Origin of the sequence: Streptomyces oceani, from assembly GCF_001751245.1 — a bacterium.
GTDB lineage: Bacteria > Actinomycetota > Actinomycetes > Streptomycetales > Streptomycetaceae > Streptomyces > Streptomyces oceani.
Genome location: NZ_LJGU01000127.1, coordinates 491109 through 512280 on the forward strand (window position 1 = coordinate 491109; position 21172 = coordinate 512280).

A 21172-nucleotide genomic window follows, 5' to 3' on the forward strand; every position below is an offset into this window, starting at 1 on the left:
CCGAACTCGGCTTCGATCAGTTTGAAGACCTCGTCGGCGCTGGTGGCCGCCTCGATCCGCTCGCTCGTGTGGTTTCCGTTCTCAGAAAGACTGGCCAGCAGCGCGCGCAACCGCTCAGTCACGTGCTGCCGTTCCTCACGGGTTACTCCGGCGACCAGTCCCTCAAGTTTGGTCAGCTCCGCATCGACCGGTGACTCCGTATCGCTCCCCCCGAACTCCGCGAGCAGAACGGTCGCAATCGCCGCCGGCGTCGGGTGGTCGAACACCAAGGTCGCTGGCAGCCGTACCCCAGTCGCCTGAGCGAGTCGATTTCGCAGGTTGACGGCGCCCAGGGAGTCGAAGCCGAGCTCCTGGAAGGCTCGATGAGGTTCGATGGCGCTCGCCGACTGGTGTCCGAGAACGGCAGCGACCTGCGTTCGCACGACTTCGAGCACCCGTTGTTCGCGCTCTGTCCCCGATACTCCGACGAGCCGTTCAGCCAGTGAGCCCCCGACAGGCTCGACCGCCTGTTCCGCGATCCGCACCAGAGCACGCAGCAGCGCTGGCAGCATGCCGGAATACGCCTGCGCACGCAGCGCTGCCGTATCCAGCTGCACTGGCGCCAGCAACGCCGGGGCGGCGGCAGAAAGGCAGCGGTCGAACAACTCCAGCCCGGCCTCCGCCGACAAGGGAACGGCACCCATCTGTCGCAGGCGCGCCAAACTGGTCTCGTCCAGCGAACCACCCATGCCACCGGGCTCCGCCCACAGTCCCCACGCCAGGGAGGTGGCCGGCAGACCCTCCGCCCGGCGCTGGGCCGCCAGCGCGTCGAGCGCCGCATTGGCCGCGGAATAGTTCGCCTGACCAGGACTCCCGATCAACGACGCCACCGACGAGAACAACACGAACGCCGACAGATCCATGCCCGCGGTCAACTCGTGCAGATGCCACGCCGCAGCGACCTTCGGCCGGAACACCCGCTCCAACTGCTCGGGCGTCAACGACTCGACCACGCCGTCATCCAACACACCCGCCGCATGCACGACCGCCGTCAACGGACGCTCCAACGACGCCAACACCTCCGCCAACCGACCCCGATCACCCACATCACACGCCTCAACCCGCACCGACGCGCCCGCCGACTCCAGCGTGCCGCGCAGCTCGCCCACACCCTCCGCATCCGGGCCACTCCGACTCAGCAGCAGCACGTGCCCCGCACGGTGTTGGGTTACCAGGTGCTCAGCGATCAGGGCCCCCAGCCCGCCCGTACCACCGGTGATCACAACAGTTCCGTCCGGATCAATCGTGCTGCCCGCCCCATCGACGGCCGCGCGGTTGAGACGTGGCGCGAGTACCCGCCCGCCTCGCACCGCCAGCTGGGGCTCATCCAGGCCGGAAAGCGAATCCCAGTCTGGCTTGGTGCCATCGTGGTCCAGCAATACGAAGCGCCCGGGATGCTCGGTCTGTGCGCTGTGGACGAGGCCCCACACCGCGGCCTGGGCGAGGTTCGGTATCTCCTCATCGATCGCGACAGCATTGTGGGTAACCACCACGAGCCGTCCACCGGCGAGCCGTTCACTCGCGATCCAGCGCTGCACCAGACTCAGTGCGCGCTGTGCGCAGCTCTCCGCGGCCGGGAGGTCATCTGATTCAGAGGCGACGGAGGCGACAACGAGGTCGGGGCCATCCGTGCCCCCGGACAACGCTTCCTCGAGAGTCTCGAGGTCCTCGTAGCGCTCCCCTGGTACGGAGGTGTTTCCCAGCACAGCGACTGCCTGTGGGCCCGCGGATACCGCGGCGACGTCGACCCAGTCGACCTGGTACAGGGATCGAGGCCGGCCCCGCCGGGCGGACTCAAGCTGTTCCTGTTCGACCGGGCGCACGTCGAGCCGGTTCACGCCGCCGATCACCGCGCCGTCATCGGCGGCGATGTCGAGCCGCAGCGCTGACTCGCCGGCCAGCGAGATGCGTACCCGCAGACTCGTCAGTCCGAGCCGCCCCAACCGCACTCCGGACCAGGAGAACGGCAGACCGCCCGCGTCGTCGCCACCACGGTCCAGCATGCCGAGCCCACCATGCAGCGCCGCGTCGAACAACGCAGGATGCAGCCCAAACCCGTCCGCGGCACCAGCCGCCTCAGGAAGCTCCAGCTCCGTGTACACCTCGTCGCCCAAACGCCAGGCAGCAGTGACAGCGCGGAACGCGGGACCGTAGTCGAAGCCGATGTCGGTCAACCGACCGTGCTCGTGCACCCGTTCGTACAGAGCGTCGACAGTCATCGGTTCCGCACCCGCCGGTGGCCATTGGGGTGGGAACGGCTGAGGTGTCTCGGCGTCGGTGGTCAGCCATCCACGACCGTGGCAGGTGGCCTCGGAGTCGTCGTCGCGGGTGGTCTCCGGCTGACTGTAGATGGCGACCTCACGGTGCCCGTCGTCGTCGACCGCACCGATGGTGACCTGAATCTGCAGTGCCGCTTCGTCAAGGATGAGTGGTGACTCCAGGACCAACTCCCCGACGATCGGGCAGCCGACCTCCTGGCCGGCGCTGAGCGCCATCTCGACGAGCGCCGCACCGGGGACCAGAACCGTGTCGAAGACGATGTGGTCACGGGTCCAGGGCTGACTGTCCTGGGAGATACGACCCGTGAACACCCACTCATCACGATCACCAATCCGCACAGCCGCGGACAACACCCCATGCCCAACAGACCGCTGCCCCGCCGGAACACCACTACCAACCCCCGACTCCAACCAAAACCGCTGACGCTGAAACGCATACGTAGGCAACGAAACACGCCGAGCACCAGTCCCGGCATAAAAAGCCGACCAATCAACCCCCACTCCCGCCACATACGCCTCAGCCAACGACGTGACAAACCTCCCCCACCCACCATCATCACGACGCAACGAACCAACAACCCCCACCCCATCCACACCACACCCAGCCACCGTCTCCTCAACAGCCATACCCAACACCGGATGCGGCGACATCTCCAAAAAACACCCCACACCCTGCCCCACCAAATCCCGAACAGCAGACTCAAAACCAACACAACCACGCAAATTCCGATACCAATAACCAGCATCCAAACTAGCCGTATCCACAAACCCACCAACAACCGTCGAATAAAACGGCACCTCACCACCAACCGGCTCCACCTCAGCCAACACCCGCACCAACTCATCCTCAACAGACTCCACCTGAACCGAATGCGACGCATAATCCACATTCACCCGCCGCACCCACACACCATCCCGCTCACACAACCCAACAACCTCATCCAACGCCCCCGACTCACCCGCAACCACCACACTCCCAGGACCATTCACCGCCGCCACCGACACCCGATCCCCAAACGGCACCAACAACTCCTCAACCAACCCCACCGACAACCCCACCGAAACCATCCCACCCAACCCAGCCAACCGCTCAAGAACAATCCTGCTCCGCAACGCCACCACCCGCGCACCATCCACCAAAGACAACCCACCCGCCACACACGCCGCAGCAATCTCACCCTGCGAATGCCCCACCACCGCCGACGGCACCACACCACACGCACGCCACAACCCCGCCAACGACACCATCACCCCCCACAACGCAGGCTGCACCACATCCACCCGCTCCAACCCCGGAGCACCCTCCACCCCCCGCAACACATCCAACAACCTCCACCCCACAAACGGCTCCAACGCCGCCTCACACTCCCCCAACAACCCAGCAAACACCGACGACGACGCACACAACTCCACCGCCATCCCCGCCCACTGCGCACCCTGACCCGGAAACACCAACACAGGCCCACCAGCCACCACACGCCCCGACACCACACCCTCCAACGGCTCACCCGAAACCACCGCACCCAACCCCGACAACAACCCCTCCCGCTCACCAGCCACCACCACAGCCCGACACTCCAACTGCGCCCGCGAAACCACACTCGACAACCCCACATCAACCACCGACACATCCGAACACCCCGCCAAATACTCACCCAACCGCGCCGCCTGCGCCCGAAGCGCCACCTCACTACGCGCCGAAAGCACCACCGGCACCACACCCACCTCACCCCCAACAACAACCCCCTCCACAGGAGCCCCCTCCACAACAGGAGCCCCCTCAACCGCGGGAGCCCCCTCAACCGCGGGAGCCTCCTCCACAGCGGGAGCCTCCTCGACCGCGGGAGCCTCCTCAATAATCACGTGCGCGTTCGTCCCACTGACCCCAAACGACGACACACCCGCCCGACGAGGACCATCCACCCCCACCAACCACTCCCGCGACTCCCGCAACAACGCCACCCCACCCGCATCCCAATCCACATGCGGCGACGCCTCCTCCACATGCAACGTCGGCGGCAACACCCCATACCGCAACGCCTGCACCATCTTGATCACACCCGCCACACCCGCAGCCGCCGAACTATGCCCAATATTCGACTTCACCGACCCCAACCACAACGGCTCACCCACCCGCTCACGCCCATACGTCGCCAACAACGCCCCCGCCTCAATCGGATCCCCCAACACCGTCCCCGTCCCATGCCCCTCCACCACATCAACCCCACCCGGCCCCACACCCGCACTCAACAACGCCGCCCGAATCACCCGCTCCTGCGACGGACCATTCGGCGCCGTCAACCCATTCGACGCACCATCCTGATTCACCGCAGAACCCGCCACCACCGCCAACACCTCATGCCCACGACGCCGCGCCTCCGACAACCGCTCCACCACCAACACACCCACACCATCCGAGAACCCCGTCCCATCCGCACCCGCCGAATACGCCTTACACCGACCATCCCGCGCCAACCCCCGCTGCCGACTAAACTCGGTAAGCAGGTAGGGCCCCGCCAGCACGGTCACGCCACCCACCAACGCCATCGAGCACTCACCCGACCGCAGGGCCGCGGCCGCCTGGTGCAACGCCACCAACGACGACGAACACGCCGTATCCACCGACACCGCCGGCCCCTCAAAACCAAAGCTGTACGCCACCCGCCCCGACACCACACTCGACGTCGAACCCGTCAGCCGGTAACCCTCGAATTCGGACGACATCATGCCGCCGTAATCCGTCGTCACCGCTCCGAAGAACACGCCGGTATCCGTACCGCGCAACGAGGTCGGATCAATACCCGCGTTCTCCAACGCCTCCCACGAGGACTCCAACATCAACCGCTGCTGCGGGTCCATCGACGTCGCCTCACGCGGACTGATCCCGAAGAACTCCGCGTCGAAATCCGCGACACCCTCCACAAACCCACCACCACGCGTGTACACCGTCCCCGGCCGATCCGGATCCGGGTCATACAAACCCTCCAGATCCCACCCACGATCAGCCGGCAGACCCGAGATCGCGTCCCGCCCCGACACCACCAGATCCCACAACTCCCCAGGCGACGAAACCCCACCCGGATAACGACACCCCATACCCACGATCACCAGCGGATCGCCGGCACTGTCCTGCGCCANTTCCTCGTCGACCTGGCGACGCGGAACCGTCACGCGCGGCTGCTCATCAGCCTCGCCGATCTCCGCGAGCACGGCCCGAACGACAGCCGCCGGGCTCGGGTGGTCGAACACCAACGTCGCGGGCAGCCGTATCCCTGTGGCCTGGTTGAGGGTGTTGCGCAACTCAACAGCACTGAGCGAGTCGAATCCGAGATCCTTGAACGCGCGCTCGGCGTCGATCGCCTTCGCGGATCCGTGTCCCAGCACGGACGCGACCTTGGCGAGTACGAGTTCCCGGACGATCGTTTCCCGGTCCGACTCGGCCGCGCCCGCGAGTCGCTGCGCGAGCGAACCGCCAATCTCCGTACGGGCGGGCGCCGGCACCAGACCGCGGAACAGAGCGGGCAGCGAACCCGCGCGGGACCGGGCACGCAGCGCGGCCATCTCCAGCTTGACCGGAGCCAGCAGGGCGGTGTCGACCCCGAGAGCGTGCTCGAGCAACTCCAGCGCTTGGTCAACCGCCAGCTCACCGATACCCGTCCGCGCAAGGCGGGCGAGATCGGCTTCCCCAAGCTGTCCGGCCATACCGGCAGTCCCACCGAGGAGTCCCCACGCCAGGGAGGTGGCCGGCAGACCCTCCGCCCGGCGCTGGGCCGCCAGCGCGTCGAGCGCCGCATTGGCCGCGGAATAGTTCGCCTGACCAGGACTCCCGATCAACGACGCCACCGACGAGAACAACACGAACGCCGACAGATCCATGCCCGCGGTCAACTCGTGCAGATGCCACGCCGCAGCGACCTTCGGCCGGAACACCCGCTCCAACTGCTCGGGCGTCAACGACTCGACCACGCCGTCATCCAACACACCCGCCGCATGCACGACCGCCGTCAACGGACGCTCCAACGACGCCAACACCTCCGCCAACCGACCCCGATCACCCACATCACACGCCTCAACCCGCACCGACGCGCCCGCCGACTCCAGCGTGCCGCGCAGCTCGCCCACACCCTCCGCATCCGGGCCACTCCGACTCAGCAGCACCAGTTGCCGAACGCCTCGCTCCACGAGGTGCCTCGCGAGTGACGCACCCAGGCCGCCCGTACCGCCAGTGATCAGCACGACATCCTCGCCGCCCCACGACCTTGGGGCGCCAGGTTGGGCGCGAGTCAGCCGTGGCGCCAGTGGCTGCCCCTCGCGGACCGCGAGCTGCGGCTCATCCGTGGCGAGGACCGTCGTCCAGTCGACATCGCTGCCGTCCACATCGACAAGCACGAAACGACCGGGATGTTCCGCCTGCGCACTGCGCACCAGGCCCCAGACCGCTGCCTGTCCGCTCGACGGGGTCTCCGCGCCCACCGCGGCCCCGCCGTGGGTGACGATCGCCAACCGCGCCGTACCAGAGCGATCGTCGTCCAGCCACCACCGCACCAGGCCAAGGGCCTTCCGCGCGGCGTCGTACGCAGAGTCCTCGGAGGAGATTCCGACCTCCGTGCGAACGACCTCAGGCATCTCCGCTGTCAGAGCCGCATCAAGCTCCGTGAGTCTGGCGACCTCGACCGCTGGCCCCTCCTGGGTGACGGGCAGCCAGTCGAGGGTGTACAGCGAACGCCGGCCACCACCGTTCACACGGGACTGCTCGACAGGACGCACAGCGATCGACTCGATCGCCACCGCCGGGGTGCCCGACTCGTCAACGGCCTCCAGCCGCAACGCGTCCTCTCCCGTACGAACCGAGCGCACCCGCAGCCGGGTGGCACCCGGCTGGTCGAGACGCACGCCGTTCCAGCTGAACGGCATGCGCTGGCCGTGGTCCCCGTCGGTCAATAGGAAGACACCGCTCTGCAGCGCGGCGTCGAACAACGCGGGATGGATGCCGTAGGTGCCGGCCTCGACCACGTCCGGTAGGACGACCTCGGCATAGGTATGCCGATCATCCCGCCACGCGGCCTGGACGCCCTGAAACGCGGGGCCGTAGGTGTAGCCGATGTCGGACAGGCGGCCGTAGAGCTCCTCCACCGGTAGGGGCTCTACGCCGGCGGGTGGCCACTGCTCGGCCCACCGTGGCGTGGCGACCCTCGGCGGGCCGAGAACGCCACGGGCATGGCAGGTGGTTTCCCGCTCAGCGCCGGATTCCGGGTACGAGTAGATCACCACTTCGCGCCGGTCGTCGCGGTCGGGTGCGCCAACAGCCACCTGCACCTGGCGTCCGACGCCGCTCGCCAGCAGCAGCGGAGCCTCCATCACGAGCTCGTCCACCACCGGGGTGCTGGTCTGGGCGCCCGCGGTCAGGGCCAGCTCGATCAGACCCGTCCCGGGCACGACAACCGTGTCGAACAATTGGTGCTCAGTGGTCCACCCATGCTCCTCAGTGGAGATTCGTCCAGTAAACAGCCATTCGTCCCGGTCACCCACCTGCATCACACAGGACAGCGCCGGATGCTCCAACTGCTGCAGCCCTGGGGCGACTCTGTCTCCACTGTTCGGCGCCAGCCAGTAACGCTGACGTTGGAAGGCATACGTCGGCAGCGGGACCAGGCGTGCCGCGGTGTCAGCGTAGAAGACCGGCCAGTCCACCCGGCTGCCCGCAACGTACGCCTGCGCGACGAAGCCGGTGAACGCCTCGATGTCCGGACGCTTCGACCGCAGTGCCGGGGCGAACGTCACTTGTGCGTCATCGTCCAGGCACTGGCGTGCCATCGCGGTGAGCACCGCGTCCGGGCCCAGTTCGAAGAACCTGCGAACGCCTAGGTCGTACAGCGCGGACACACCGTCGGCGAACCGCACGGTCTCGCGCACGTGCCGCACCCAGTACTCCGGGTCATGGGTCGTCATGACCTCAGCGGTCACGTTGGACACGACGGGGAGGCGCGGTTCCTCGAAGCGCAGTCGCTCCACGACGCGGCGGAACTCGTCCAGCATCGGCTCCATCCGCGGCGAGTGGAACGCGTGCGAGGTGCGTAGCCGCGAGGTCCGGTGTCCCTCCCAGGCCGGCAGCCATTCCTCGACCGCCTCCATGTCACCCGACACGACCACCGCACGGGGGGCGTTCACGGCGGCTATCGAAAGCCTGCCCGCGAAGTCTCGCAGCGTGTCGAGAACCTCCTCCTCGCCAGCCTCCACGGCGACCATCGCCCCGCCGGCTGGCAGCTCCCCCATCAGCCGTCCGCGGGCCACGACCAGCTCACAGGCGTCTGGTAGTGACAGGGCACCGGCGACGTGAGTCGCGACGATCTCACCCACCGAATGCCCGATGACGTAGTCCACACCGATGCCGAGCGACTCCACCAGCCGGAACAACGCCGTCTCGACCGCGAACAACGCGACCTGTGTGAACTCCGTGGCGTCCAGGAGTTCCGCTTCAGCGGTGCCCTCCTCAGCCTCGAGCAGGTCCCGTACGGAGCGACCGACGCGCGGGTCCAGCTCGGCGCACACTTCGTCCAGTGCCTGCCCGTACACCGGGAAGGACGCCGCCAGTTCCACGCCCATGCGAGCGCGCTGCGTGCCCTGGCCGGAGAACAGCAGCGCTGTCTTCCCGCTGACCGCGGACGTACCGGACTCCACTGCCGTGAGGCCGTTCAGCAAGGTGTCACGATCGGACGCGACCACCACCGCCCGCTGGTCGAGCAACGCCCGCCCCGACACCGTCGACAGAGCGACGTCCGGCACGGACAGGTCGGATCGGCCCTCGACGTGCTTCCGTAGCCGCTCCGCCTGCGCGCGCAACGCGGCTTCAGTACGTGCCGAGAGCACCACCGGGGCCGTGTCCAACGAGCGCTTGGCCGGAGCGGGTTCCGGATCGCCTTGAGGTTCTTCCTCCAGGATGACGTGCGCGTTCGTGCCGCTGATCCCGAAGCCCGACACGCCAGCGCGCCGGATACGGTCGCTTCTGGCCCACTCCTGCGCTTCGGTCAGCAGGTGGACTCGGCCGTCTTCCCAATCCACGTATGGCGACGGCTCGTCGACGTGCAGCGTGGCCGGCAGCACGCCGTGCCGCATCGCCATGACCATCTTGATGACGCCCGCGGCACCCGCCGCGGCCGACGTATGCCCGATGTTGGACTTGATCGAGCCCAGCCACAGCGGCCCGCCCGCACGTTCCACGCCGTACGTGGCCAGCAGGCTTCGGGCCTCGATCGGGTCGCCGAGCTGAGTCCCCGTACCGTGTCCCTCCACAGCGTCGACATCGGCGGCGCACAGGCCCGCGTTCGCCAGCGCGGCCCGGATCACCCGCTCTTGTGACGGGCCGCTCGGCGCGGTCAGCCCGTTGCTCGCGCCGTCCTGGTTCATGGCGCTGCCGCGCACCAGTCCGAGCACGCGGTGGCCGAGCCGCCGGGCGTCCGAGAGACGCTCCAGGACCAGCAGGCCCACGCCGTCGGAGAATCCCGTACCGTCCGCCGAGGCTGCGTAGGCCTTGCACCGCCCGTCCGGTGCCAGTCCACGCTGACGGCTGAACTCAAGGAACAGGAAGGGGCCCGCGAGGATCGTCACGCCGCCCACCAGCGCGAGAGAACACTCACCCGACCTCAGCGCCTGCCCTGCCAGGTGGATGGCGGCCAGTGACGAAGAACACGCGGTGTCCACCGTGACGGCTGGCCCCTCCAACCCCAGGTGATAGGCGATCCGCCCGGACACCACACTGCTCTGGGTCCCGGTGAGCCGGTAGCCCTCCAGTTCCCGCGGCATCGTCCCCCCGTAGTCCGAGGTGACTGTGCCGCAGAAGACCCCGGTGTCGGTGCCGCGTAGCGAGTTGGGAGCTATCCCCGCGTCCTCGAAGGCCTCCCACGCCGCTTCCAGCGCGATCCGTTGTGTCGGGTCGATAGCCAGCGCCTCACGCGGGCTGATCCCAAAGAAGTCGGCGTCGAAGTCGCCAGCCCCGTCGATGAACCCGCCCGCGTCGGTGGTGATGGCGCCTGGCTGGTCCGCTGCTCCGCCGGACAGCCGCTCCAGGTCCCAGCCACGGTCAGTGGGCAACGCGGTCATCGCGTCTGTGCCCGAGGCGACGAGCTCCCACAGGTCGTCCGGGGAGTTCACCCCGCCCGGGTAACGGCAGCTCATGCCGACGATGGCGAGTGGTTCCTCGTCGCGTTGCTCCAGTTCACGCACGCGGCGGTTCGCGCTCCGCAGCTCCGAGGTGACCTTCCGCAGGTAGGTACGAAGCTTCTGCTCGTCCATGTGTTCGCTCATGCGGACCCGATCTCCTTGTCGATCAGATCGAATATGTCGTCGTCGGACACCACGTCGAGCTCTTCCTCGGAACCGACGTCCAGGTCGGTTGCCGCGCCACCGGACCTGCCGAGCACGTCGCGCAACCGGTTGCTCAGATAGCGCAGACGCGGCTCGACCTCAGCCAGCTTTTGCTCGTCGTCGGCGACCGCGGCCAGCAGCCCCTGGAAGCGTCTGAACTCGTCGTCGTACGGCGGTGGAGCACCGTCCTCGGTAACCTCGGCCTCCTGAGCGAGCAGGCTGGCCACGTCGACCGGAGTCGGGTGGTCGAACACCAGCGTCGCGGGTAGCCGAAGGCCGGTGACCCGGTTGAGCCGGTTACGCAGCTCGACAGCGGCAAGTGAGTCGAACCCGAGTTCCTTGAAGGCGCGTTCCGCGTCGACCTCGGAGCCCGAAGCGTTGCCCCGTACGGCGGCGACCTGTGCGAGCACCAGGTCCAGCACGACCTGTTGGGCGTCGGCCGTGGCCACTCCGGCGAGCCGTTCCCGCAGGGACCCCGCTGTCCGGTCACGGCGCGACGGCGCCCTGACGAGTCCGCGCAGCAGGGCGGGTAGTGCGCCGTCGGCCGCCTGGTTTCGCAAGGCGGTCATGTCCAGCCGCACCGGCGCCAGGACCGGCACCTTCGACGTGAGACCCTGGTCGAAAAGCTCCAGGCCAAGCTCGGTTTCTATCGCCCCGATGCCGGTGCGCCGCATCCTCGCGAGGTCAGCCTCGCCGAGTTCGCCGGTCATGCCAGTGGCGTCCGCCCAGAGTCCCCACGCCAGCGAGATCGCTGGGAGTCCCTTCGCGCGGCGCAGTTGAGCGAGCGCGTCGATCGCCGCGTTGGCCGCACCGTAGTTCGCCTGTCCCGGGGTGCCCAGTTGACCGGCGGCCGATGAGAACAGTACGAACGCCGACAGGTCCATACCCGCCGTCTGCTCGTGGAGGTTCCACGCCGCGTCGATCTTGGGGCGCATGACACGCTCGAGTTGCTCGGGCGTGAGGGTTTCGATGAGACCGTCGTCGAGGACACCCGCGGCGTGCACGACCCCCGTCAGCGGCCGATCGAGCGTACTCAACAACTCTGCCAACCGCTGCCGGTCGGCAACGTCGCACGCCTCGACCTGGACCGTGGCGCCTGCCGCCTCCAGTTCGGCGACGAGGTCGTCCACCCCATCGACCGCGCGTCCGCGACGGCTGACCAGCACCAGGTTCCGTATGCCGTGTCGGGTCACGAGATGCCTGGCGAACAAGCCGCCAAGCCCCCCGGTACCGCCGGTGATCAGTACCGAGCCTTCAACGTCGAGTGGTGGCGGTATGGTCAGCACGATCTTGCCCACGTTGCGGCCCTCGCGCAGGAATCGGAACGCTTCGGCGCCCTCGCGCACGTCCCAGGAGCGGGTCGGCACTGGCGACAGCACTTCCCAGTCGAACAACGAGACGATGTCGCTGAGCATCTCCTGGATTCGGCTCGGCCCCGCCTCCATCAGGTCGTACGACCGATACCGCACTCCCGGGCGATCCCGGGCGACGGCTTCCGGGTCCCGGATATCGGTCTTGCCCATCTCGATGAAGCGCCCGCCGCGTGGCAGGAGGTCAAGCGAGGCATCCACAAACTCGCCGGCCAGTGAGTCCAGCACCACATCGACCCCAGCACCGTCGGTAGCGTCCAGGAATCTTTCCCGGAAGTTGAGGTCCCTGGAGGAGGCGATCCGCTGAGCTGGCACGCCAAGGCTCCGAATCGCTTCCCACTTGCGGGGGCTCCCGGTCGCGAAGACCTGCGCCTCAAAATGCCGAGCCAGCTGCACGGCGGCCATGCCGACACCGCCTGCGGCGGCGTGCACCAGAAGTCGCTCCCCCGCTCGAAGATCCGCAAGGTCGACCAGTCCGTAGTACGCGGTCAGGTAAACCACCGGCACCGCTGCCGCTTCCACGAAGGACAGCTTGGCCGGCATCGGAACGATCATCTGTCTGTCCGTCACGGCGACCGGTCCGAAGGCATCGGGGATCAAGCCCATCACCGAGTCACCGGGCTCCAGGTCGCTCACACTCGTGCCGACCTCCAGCACAACGCCCGCGGCCTCACTGCCCAGTGGCGCCTCGCCCGGATACATCCTGAGCGCGATCAGCACATCGCGGAAGTTCAACCCGGCGGCACGGACCGCGACGCGTACCTCGTCCGGTCCGAGCGGTCGGCGGCCTTCGGACCGGACGAGGGCCATATCGTCCAGCGAACCCGTACGCCCCGCGCCCAGCCGCCAATCGCCATCGACGGGTACCTGCTCCGCGACCGCCGCGAACCGCGGCGCGAGCAACCGGCCCTCCCGCAACGCGATCTGGGGCTCGTCCAACCTGGCCAGCGATTCCCAGGAAGGCTGGGCACCCACGTCGAGGTCCACCAGCACGAGACGGCCCGGATGCTCCGACTGCGCGCTGCGCACCAAGCCCCAGGCCGGGGCCTGCGTGACGTCGGGAGGCTCGGTACCGACGGCGATTCCGCCCCGGGTCACCACGAACAACCTGGCCTCTGCCAGCCGCTCGCTGGCCAGCCAGTGCTGCACCGTGGTCAGCGTCTCGGCGACGACCTCGCGTGCGCCCAACGCCGATTCCTCGGATGCCGTGCCGACCTCCAGTACGACGATGTCCGGTGTCGCCAGCGAACCCTCAGCCAGCGCCTGCTCCACCGCGGCCAGATCCTGGTACTGCTCGCCGAGCTGGACGACCGCCGCCGGTTCCGCCGTCGGCGCGGCGACCTCGGTCCAGTCCACGTGGAACAGTGGCCGCACACCGCCCTGGGCACGTTCGACCTGCCCACGGTCCAAGGGACGGAGGCCGAGAGAGGTCACGGTCGCGACCGATTGCCCCGTGTCGTCGGCTACGTCGGCCCGAAACCCGGACGAGCTCTCGGGCGTGATACGGACTCGCGCCCGTGTGACATCCGTTTTCGGGTTCAGCCACACGCCCGACCAGGCGAACGGCAGGTTCACGACCTCGTCCTCGGTCGACAACAGGAAGCTGTGCACTGCGGCGTCGAGCAGCGCCGGATGTGGAGCGCCGCCGGCGACGTCTTCGTCAGAAGGCAACGCGACCTCCGTGTAGAGCACGTCGCCGACGCGCCATGCCGCACGCACGCCGCGGAAGAGCTGACCGTACTCGAGACCGATGTCAGCCAGTCGGCCGTAGAACTCCCCGAGCGGCAGCGCCTCACCGTCCGCCGGCGGCCATACGGCCGGCAGCGGTTGCGCCGCGGGCTCCCGTTCGGTCAGCCAGCCGCGACCGTGGCAGGCGGTGGCGCCTTCCATGCCCTCGTCGCCTGACTGCCTGCTGTAGATGGCCACCGCACGGCGTGCTTCCCCGTCCGCGGGGCCAACACTCACCTGGATATCGAGGGCTGCTTCGTCCGCCAAGAGCAGCGGCGACTCCAGCACCAGTTCGTCCAGTACGGGGCAACCCACCTCGCGTCCCGCGCTGAGCGCCCAGTCGACCAGCGCGGTACCCGGAACCATGACCGTCCCGAACACCATGTGATCCCGTGTCCACGGCAGCGTTTCCCGCGTCACCCTTCCGGTGAACAGCCACTCGTCCCGGTCGGTGACCCGAACGGCAGCCGCGAGCACGGACTGCTCGACCCGGCGCTGTCCCGCGGCCGTCACGTCCCCCGCCCGGGCCGCCTCCGTAGGCCAGAAGCGGTGCCGCTGGAAGGCGTACTTCGGAAGCGGCACGTAACGGCCCCCGGCGTGCAGCATGGACCAGTCCACGCCCACGCCGGCGACGTGGGCCTCACTCAGCGAGGTCACGAATCGCACCGGACCACCCTCATCCCGCCGCAACGAACCGACGGCGGTCGCCCTGCCGTTCGCTGTCTCCTCAACGGCCGTGGTCAGCACCGGATGCGGCGACATCTCCAGGAACGCCGTGGTGTCACGCTCGAGCAGCGCGCGCACCGCGGGCTCGAACCCAACTGGCTCCCGCAGATTGCGATACCAGTACGCACCATCCAACTCCCCACCCTCGACGAACCCGCCCAGGGTGGTGGAGTAGAACGGCACCTCAGCTCGGCTGGGCGAGACGGGCTTCAGTTCGAGGCGGAGCTGCTGCTCGATTGTCTCGACCTGCGCCGAATGCGAGGCGTAGTCCACATTCACGCGCCGCGCCCATATCTGGTCGCCATCGCATCGGGACCGCAGCTCGTCCAGAGCTTCCGGGTCGCCGGCCACGACGACGGTGGTGGGACCGTTCACCGCCGCGACCGCGACGCGACCCTCGTAGCCCAGGAGTAGCTTCTCGACCCGTTCGGCCGGCAACGAGATCGACAGCATCCCGCCTCGGCCGGCCAGTTGGTCCCGCACCAACCTGCTGCGCAGGGAGACGACGCGGGCGCCGTCCTCAAGGGTCAAGATCCCGGCAACGCAGGCTGCGGCGATCTCGCCCTGCGAGTGCCCGACGACCGCGGAGGGCCGTACTCCGTGGGACTGCCACAGCCGTGCGATCGACACCATGACGGCCCACAGGGCGGGCTGCACGACGTCCACGCGTTCCAAGGACGGCGCGCCGTCCACACCCCGAAGGACGTCCGTGAGCCTCCAGTCGACGAACGGTTCCAGGGCGGCACCGCACTCGGCCAGGCGCTCTGCGAAGACCGGCGAGGACTCGGCCAGTTCCGTGGCCATCCCCGCCCACTGCGCGCCCTGCCCGGGGAACACGAACACGGGCTTCCCGCTGGTCGGTCGGCCCTCGACCACGACGTCGGACTCATCCGCGGAGGTCAGCGCCCCCAGTCCGGTCAGCAGAGCGCCCCTGTCCGACGCGACGACAACGGCCCGGTGGTCGAGTAGCGATCGCGTAGTCGCCAGCGACGCCGCGAGGTCCGATGTCGTGATCTCCGGTCGGGCGATCAGCAACGCACGCAACCGGTCCGCCTGCGCACGAAGCGCCGCGTCGGAACGCGCGGACAGCGGTACGGGAACCACCGACGGCACGGGGCCGGGCTCTGCCACGTCCTCCGGCTCGTGGGGCGGCGGCTCCTCGATGATGACGTGCGCGTTCGTGCCGCTGACCCCGAACGAGGAAACGCCGGCCCGGCGGGGACGGTCCGTGGCGGGCCAGTCCTGGTTTTCGGTCAACAACCGCACAGCGCCCGATGACCAGTCGACGTGTGGAGAGGGCTCGGTGGAGTGCAGTGTTCGCGGCAGCGTGTTGTTCCGCATCGCCAGCACCATCTTGATCACGCCGGCGATACCCGCGGCGGCCTGGGTGTGCCCGATGTTCGACTTCACTGAGCCGAGCCAGAGCGGTCCCGCCGTCCGTTCGCTGCCATAGGTCGCTAGCAGGGCTTCGGCCTCGATCGGATCGCCGAGTCGTGTGCCCGTACCATGACCCTCGACCGCGTCCACATCAGAAGGCGAAAGACCCGCGTCGGCCAGTGCCGCGCGGACGACCCGTTCCTGCGAAGGACCGTTCGGCGCGGTCAGCCCGTTGCTCGCGCCGTCCTGGTTCACCGCGGCACCACGGATGACCCCGAGGACGCGCCGACCGTTGCGGCGCGCGTCGGAGAGCCGCTCCAACATCAGCAGGCCCATTCCCTCGGCCCAGCCCACTCCGTCGGCGGCGGCTCCATACGCCTTACACCGGCCGTCCGGCGAGATGGCGCGTTGCCGCGCGAACTCGATGAAGATGCTCGGCTGGGTGAGGATGGTGACGCCACCGGCGATCGCCAGCGAACATTCCTGGGACCGCAAGGCCGAGCAGGCCTGCGCGAGCGCCACGAGTGAGGCCGAACACGCGGTGTCCACCGAGACCGCGGGACCCTCGAGGCCGAAGGTGTAGCTGATACGGCCGGAGGCCACACTGGCCGCCGACGAGATCATCAGATGACCCTCGATCTCGTCACGGCGACTGCTCTTACCCGCGACATGCTGGTAGTCGGCGTACATCAGGCCGGTGAACACGCCTGTGTTGCTGCCACGCAGTGAGGCGGGGTCGATGCCGGCGTCCTCCATGGCCTCCCAGGTGCCCTCGAGCAGCATCCGCTGCTGCGGATCCATGGCGAAGGCTTCCCGGGGACTGATGTCGAAGAATTCCGCGTCGAACTCGCCGGCGTTCGCGACGAAGCCGCCTTCGCGGGTGTAGGCCGCACCGGGGTGGTCGGGATTGGGATGATAGATCCGGTCGAGATCCCAGCCTCGATCGTTCGGGAACTCCGTCACGGCATCCCGCCCACTGGAAAGCAGTTCCCATAGTTCATCCGGAGAGGAGGCCCCGCCCGGATACCGACAGCTCATTCCCACGATGGCGATCGGTTCGCTGAGCCGGCTGACGAGCTTCTCATTCTCCCGCCGCAGTCGCTCCGTCTCCTTTACGGAGTTCCGGAGTGCGCTCACGATGTCGCTCTCGTCGGAAGCCACCTAAATCCCCCCTGTCTCGGCGCGGGCGGCCGATTGCTATTCAGCTGCGGTCATGCCTCGCTGACGTTTGCGCACGCGAGCGCACCGAACACTCGGAGCTGAATATCGTGCTCAGTTCGCAGCAATGCGCAGCCTGTGCGAAAACTCTCGACCGCTACCTGCTGCACAGATATTGCAGGCGCTGCTGACTCGGGCCCCCGTGTCCGTATACCGGCCTCACGAATCTCTTATCGATGTGACGGTGCATGCAGTATTGCCACAAGCTGGCCCCGTCACCTAACGATTCTGGAGGTCCGTCATAAAGCTGACAGGCGAACGCTGGTTCATGGCAACTACATGACGTCACATCCAGCCCCTGAAGAGACCACACGAGCCTCCGAGGCACCCGCGTGGTGCGAGCTCAACACCGCATCGGGACGCTTTCCGCGAACCGAGAGATAGTGGAAAGCGACCGAACGTGACCGTCGGGCGGGCCCCTGGACCCGCCCGACGCGCCGCACCGCATGAGGGGCGGAGATGTCAGCTCGTCAGAGACGCACTCCGCGCTGCGTGAGATACGACATCGGGTCGATGTCCGACCCGTAGTCCCGCTCGGCTCGGGTCTCGAAGTGCAGGTGCGGCCCCGTCGAGTTGCCGGTGTTCCCGGACTTGCCCAGCGAGGTACCCGCCCGCACCTGGTCGCCCTTGTGCACGTCCCGCTCGGAGAGGTGGGCGAAGAGGGTGTACGTGCCGTCCCTCATCTGGACGACTATCAGCTCCCCGTACGCTCCCGAGTCCCCGGAGAAGACGACCGTGCCGTCGCCGACGCTGCGTACCGGGGTACCGGTCGGGACGGCGAAGTCCACGCCGGTGTGGTGGCCGGCGGCCCAGTCACCGCGCGCGCCGTAGGTTTCGGAGACCTCGGGGTTGGAGAGCGGCCGGGTCCAGGAGCCGGGCGAGCCGTACGGCCGGCCGCCGTAGAAGTGGATGAGTTCTCCCGGCCACAGGACGCCGAGTGGCCCGAAGCCGACACGACTCTGCTCACCGGCGGCCCGCGGCCCGGAGCGTGGCGGCTCGGAGTGCGGCTCGGAGTGCGCGGACGCGGGCGCGGCCCAGGTGGGGGACATGCCGAGGATCAGACCTGCCGTCAGCGTGCCGCAGACCAAGCGGGACACCGCGTTGATCGGTTGTCGATTCGCTGCGTTCATACCAGTGAGCCAAAACCGGTCACGCGACCCACGCATGCGGGAGCGGTCCACAGGGGTGACGGGCAGTCATGGGAACAGATCTGCGAGCGTACGCGGTCGAGGCTCCCGAGGTGGCCGACACTCCGCCTCGCCGGCCGCAACCGGACGCCGGGTCAGGCACATCGAGCGCGCTGCCGTGACAACTGCCGCATTCTCCTGACGAACAGCCGCCCCGTCAGGTCGAGGCGCAGCCGGCTACGCCGGGCCAGGAGGGACCTCGGACCACCAGTCCTTCGACAGCACCGGTCGCGAACTGGCTCTTTGCCGGGCCGCGGGTCGCGCCACCCAGCGTACGCACGCGTACCTCTCCGGAGCCAGGACGGCGTACGGCGGCGCGACGCCACGACGGCAACCCCCGGACCGTACGGATGAGTTGTCGCGTGATGTCTTGACACTCCACAGCTACTCGATGACTCTTCAACTCATCACGTCTGGGAGCGCTCCCAAGCCAGCTGAACCGTTCATGTCCCGTACGTTCCCGGGAGGATGCAATGCACGGAAGGCACCATCCCGCACCATTCCGCCGCCACCTCCGACCTCACTCGCGCCGGCTGGCCACGGCGCTGCTCGCCGGCCTGCTGGGCGCCGGGCTGCTCACGGGCTGTGCGTCGGACGAGTCTGGCTCGGGCAAGGGCGGGGAGGTCACGCTGTCCGTCGGCGTCTTCGGCGTCTTCGGCTACGAACAGGCCGGCCTCTACGACGAGTACGAGAAGCTGCATCCGAACGTCACCATCAAGGAGAACTCCACCGAGCGGAACGAGGACTACTACCCCGCGCTGCTCAACCACCTCTCCGCCGGCAGCGGACTGCAGGACATCCAGGCCGTGGAGGTCTCCAACATCCGTGAACTGGCCGAGCTCCAACCCGACAAGTTCACCGACCTGAAGAGTGCCGAGGGCGTACGCGAGGACGACTACCTGCCCTGGAAGTGGGACCAGGCCAGGACCGAGGACGGCAAGGTCATCGGACTGGGCACGGACATCGGGCCGATGGGCGTCTGCTATCGCAAGGACCTCTTCGAGAAGGCCGGGCTGCCCACAGATCGGGAGAAGGTGAGCGAACTCTGGTCGGGTGACTGGTCGAAGTACCTGGACGTGGGCGAGAAGTACACCGAGAACGCCCCGAGCGGCACCCACTTCACGGACGGCGCCGCGGGCGTCTACAACGGCTCCGTCTCCAGCTACGCCAAGAAGAACTACAGCGAGGACGGCGAGCTGATCTATCAGGAGAGCAAGGCCGTCCAGAAGTCCTGGGACCTCGCCATGCGCGCCGTCCAGGGAAAGATGACGGCGAAGCTCAAGCAGTTCGACACCGAGTGGGACCACGCCTTCGCCAACGGCGACTTCGCCAGCGTCGTGTGCCCGTCCTGGATGCTCGGCTACATCAAGGACAAGTCCGGCAAACAGGGCGCGGACAAGTGGGACATCGCCGCCGCACCGAAACCCGCCAACTGGGGCGGGTCCTTCCTCACCGTGCCGGCGTCCGGCCCGCACCAGGAGGAGGCCACGAAGCTCGCCACCTGGCTGACCGCCCCGGAGCAGCAGGCCAAGCTCTTCGCCGAGCAGGCGAGCTTCCCGAGTTCCTCGGCCGCGTACGAACTGCCCGAGGTGAAGGACGCCACACACGACTACTTCGGTGACGCGCCCATCGGGAAGATCTTCGCGAGGGCGGCGAAGGACATCCCCACCGCGATCCTGGGTCCCAAGGACCAGATCATCGGGGAGAACATCAGCAACGTCGGGATCCTCCAGGTCGAACAGCAGGGCAAGTCCCCGGAGCAGGGCTGGGACGCCGCGATGAAGGCCCTCGACAACGCACTCGACCGGTGACCGGGGCCGCCTGATGTCCTCCGAGCCGCATGGTGCCGCGCCCTCCACCCGGGACGGCGCGGTACCAGCCCAGCCGGGAGCAGCTCTGTCGGGGCCAGCTCCCGCGCCCAGCGACCCGGCACCCGGCCCGGCGGCGCCCACCGAGCGGGAGACGCGGCGGTCCGCCCGGCGCAGCCGGCGCTACCAGCGGGACGCCCGCTGGAGTCCGTACGCCTTCATCGCGCCGTTCTTCCTCTTCTTCGCCGCCTTCGGCCTCTTCCCACTGCTCTACACCGGCTGGGCGTCCCTGCACAAGGTCTCGCTGCACAGCCCCACCGAGATGGAATGGGCCGGGCTGCACAACTACTCGCGGCTGCTCTCGGACGACTTCTTCTGGAACGCCCTGCAGAACACCCTCACCATCGGCGTGATCTCAACCGTCCCGCAACTGCTCATGGCGCTCGGGCTGGCCCATCTGCTCAACTACCGGCTGCGCGGATCGACCTTCTTCCGAGTCGCCCTGCTGACGCCGTACGCCACCTCGGTCGCCGCGGCCACGCTCGTGTTCGCGATGCTCTACGGCCGGGACTACGGGATGATCAACTGGGCCCTGGAGCTCGTCGGCCTGAGCCCGGTGAACTGGGAGACCGGCACCTGGACCTCGCAGATCGCCGTGTCCAGCATCGTCATCTGGCGCTGGACCGGCTACAACACCCTGATCTATCTCGCCGCCATGCAGGCGGTGCCGAACGACCTGTACGAGTCGGCCGCGCTGGACGGCGCGTCCCGCTGGCAGCAGTTCGTCCACGTCACCATCCCCTCGCTGCGGCCGACGATCCTGTTCACGGTGGTCGTCTCGACCATCGGGGCCACCCAGCTCTTCGGCGAGCCCCTGCTGTTCGGCGGCTCGCAGACGGGCGGGGCCTCGCACCAGTACCAGACGCTCGGCCTCTATCTCTACGAGCAGGGCTGGTTCAACTTCCATCTCGGCCGGGCGTCCGCTATCGCCTGGGCGATGTTCCTGATCCTGGTGGTGATCGGGCTGTTGAACTGGCTGGTCGCCCGACGGCTCCAGAAGAGTCACTGAGGGGGTTACG

The 21172-nt window shown here is 67.9% G+C and carries 3 protein-coding genes and 6 pseudogenes; 2 read left to right on the top strand and 7 right to left on the bottom strand.

From position 1 onward, the window contains the following. Positions 1–209: 209 nt before the first annotated feature. The 7 genes and pseudogenes from AN216_RS31300 to AN216_RS15390 all read right to left on the bottom strand — a co-directional run. A pseudogene (locus AN216_RS31300) lies at positions 210–728 on the bottom strand (acyl carrier protein); the annotation flags it as partial. Positions 729–749: 21 nt separating this feature from the next. Beyond that, a pseudogene (locus AN216_RS31305) lies at positions 750–2390 on the bottom strand (SDR family oxidoreductase); the annotation flags it as partial. After that, positions 2391–6911, bottom strand: a pseudogene (locus tag AN216_RS31310) (type I polyketide synthase); the annotation flags it as partial. A gap of 165 nt (positions 6912–7076) precedes the next feature. Next, a pseudogene (locus AN216_RS31315) lies at positions 7077–7589 on the bottom strand (polyketide synthase dehydratase domain-containing protein); the annotation flags it as partial. Continuing rightward, a pseudogene (locus tag AN216_RS31320) lies at positions 7587–10652 on the bottom strand (type I polyketide synthase); the annotation flags it as partial. The pseudogenes AN216_RS31320 and AN216_RS31315, both read right to left, overlap by 3 nt. Then, a pseudogene (locus tag AN216_RS15385) lies at positions 10616–17020 on the bottom strand (type I polyketide synthase); the annotation flags it as partial. The pseudogenes AN216_RS31320 and AN216_RS15385, both read right to left, overlap by 37 nt. A 548-nt stretch (positions 17021–17568) precedes the next feature. Next, complete coding sequence (locus AN216_RS15390) at positions 17569–18228, bottom strand: M23 family metallopeptidase (RefSeq protein ID WP_070197214.1); 660 nt, start codon at positions 18226–18228, stop codon at positions 17569–17571. 530 nt (positions 18229–18758) lie between these two features. Here AN216_RS15390 and AN216_RS15395 point away from each other — a divergent pair. Further along, complete coding sequence (locus AN216_RS15395) at positions 18759–20096, top strand: ABC transporter substrate-binding protein (protein ID WP_070197215.1); 1338 nt, start codon at positions 18759–18761, stop codon at positions 20094–20096. A 13-nt stretch (positions 20097–20109) separates the two neighbouring features. Further along, positions 20110–21162, top strand: a complete 1053-nt coding sequence (locus AN216_RS15400) for a carbohydrate ABC transporter permease (protein WP_070197216.1) — start codon at positions 20110–20112, stop codon at positions 21160–21162. Positions 21163–21172 lie beyond the last annotated feature (10 nt).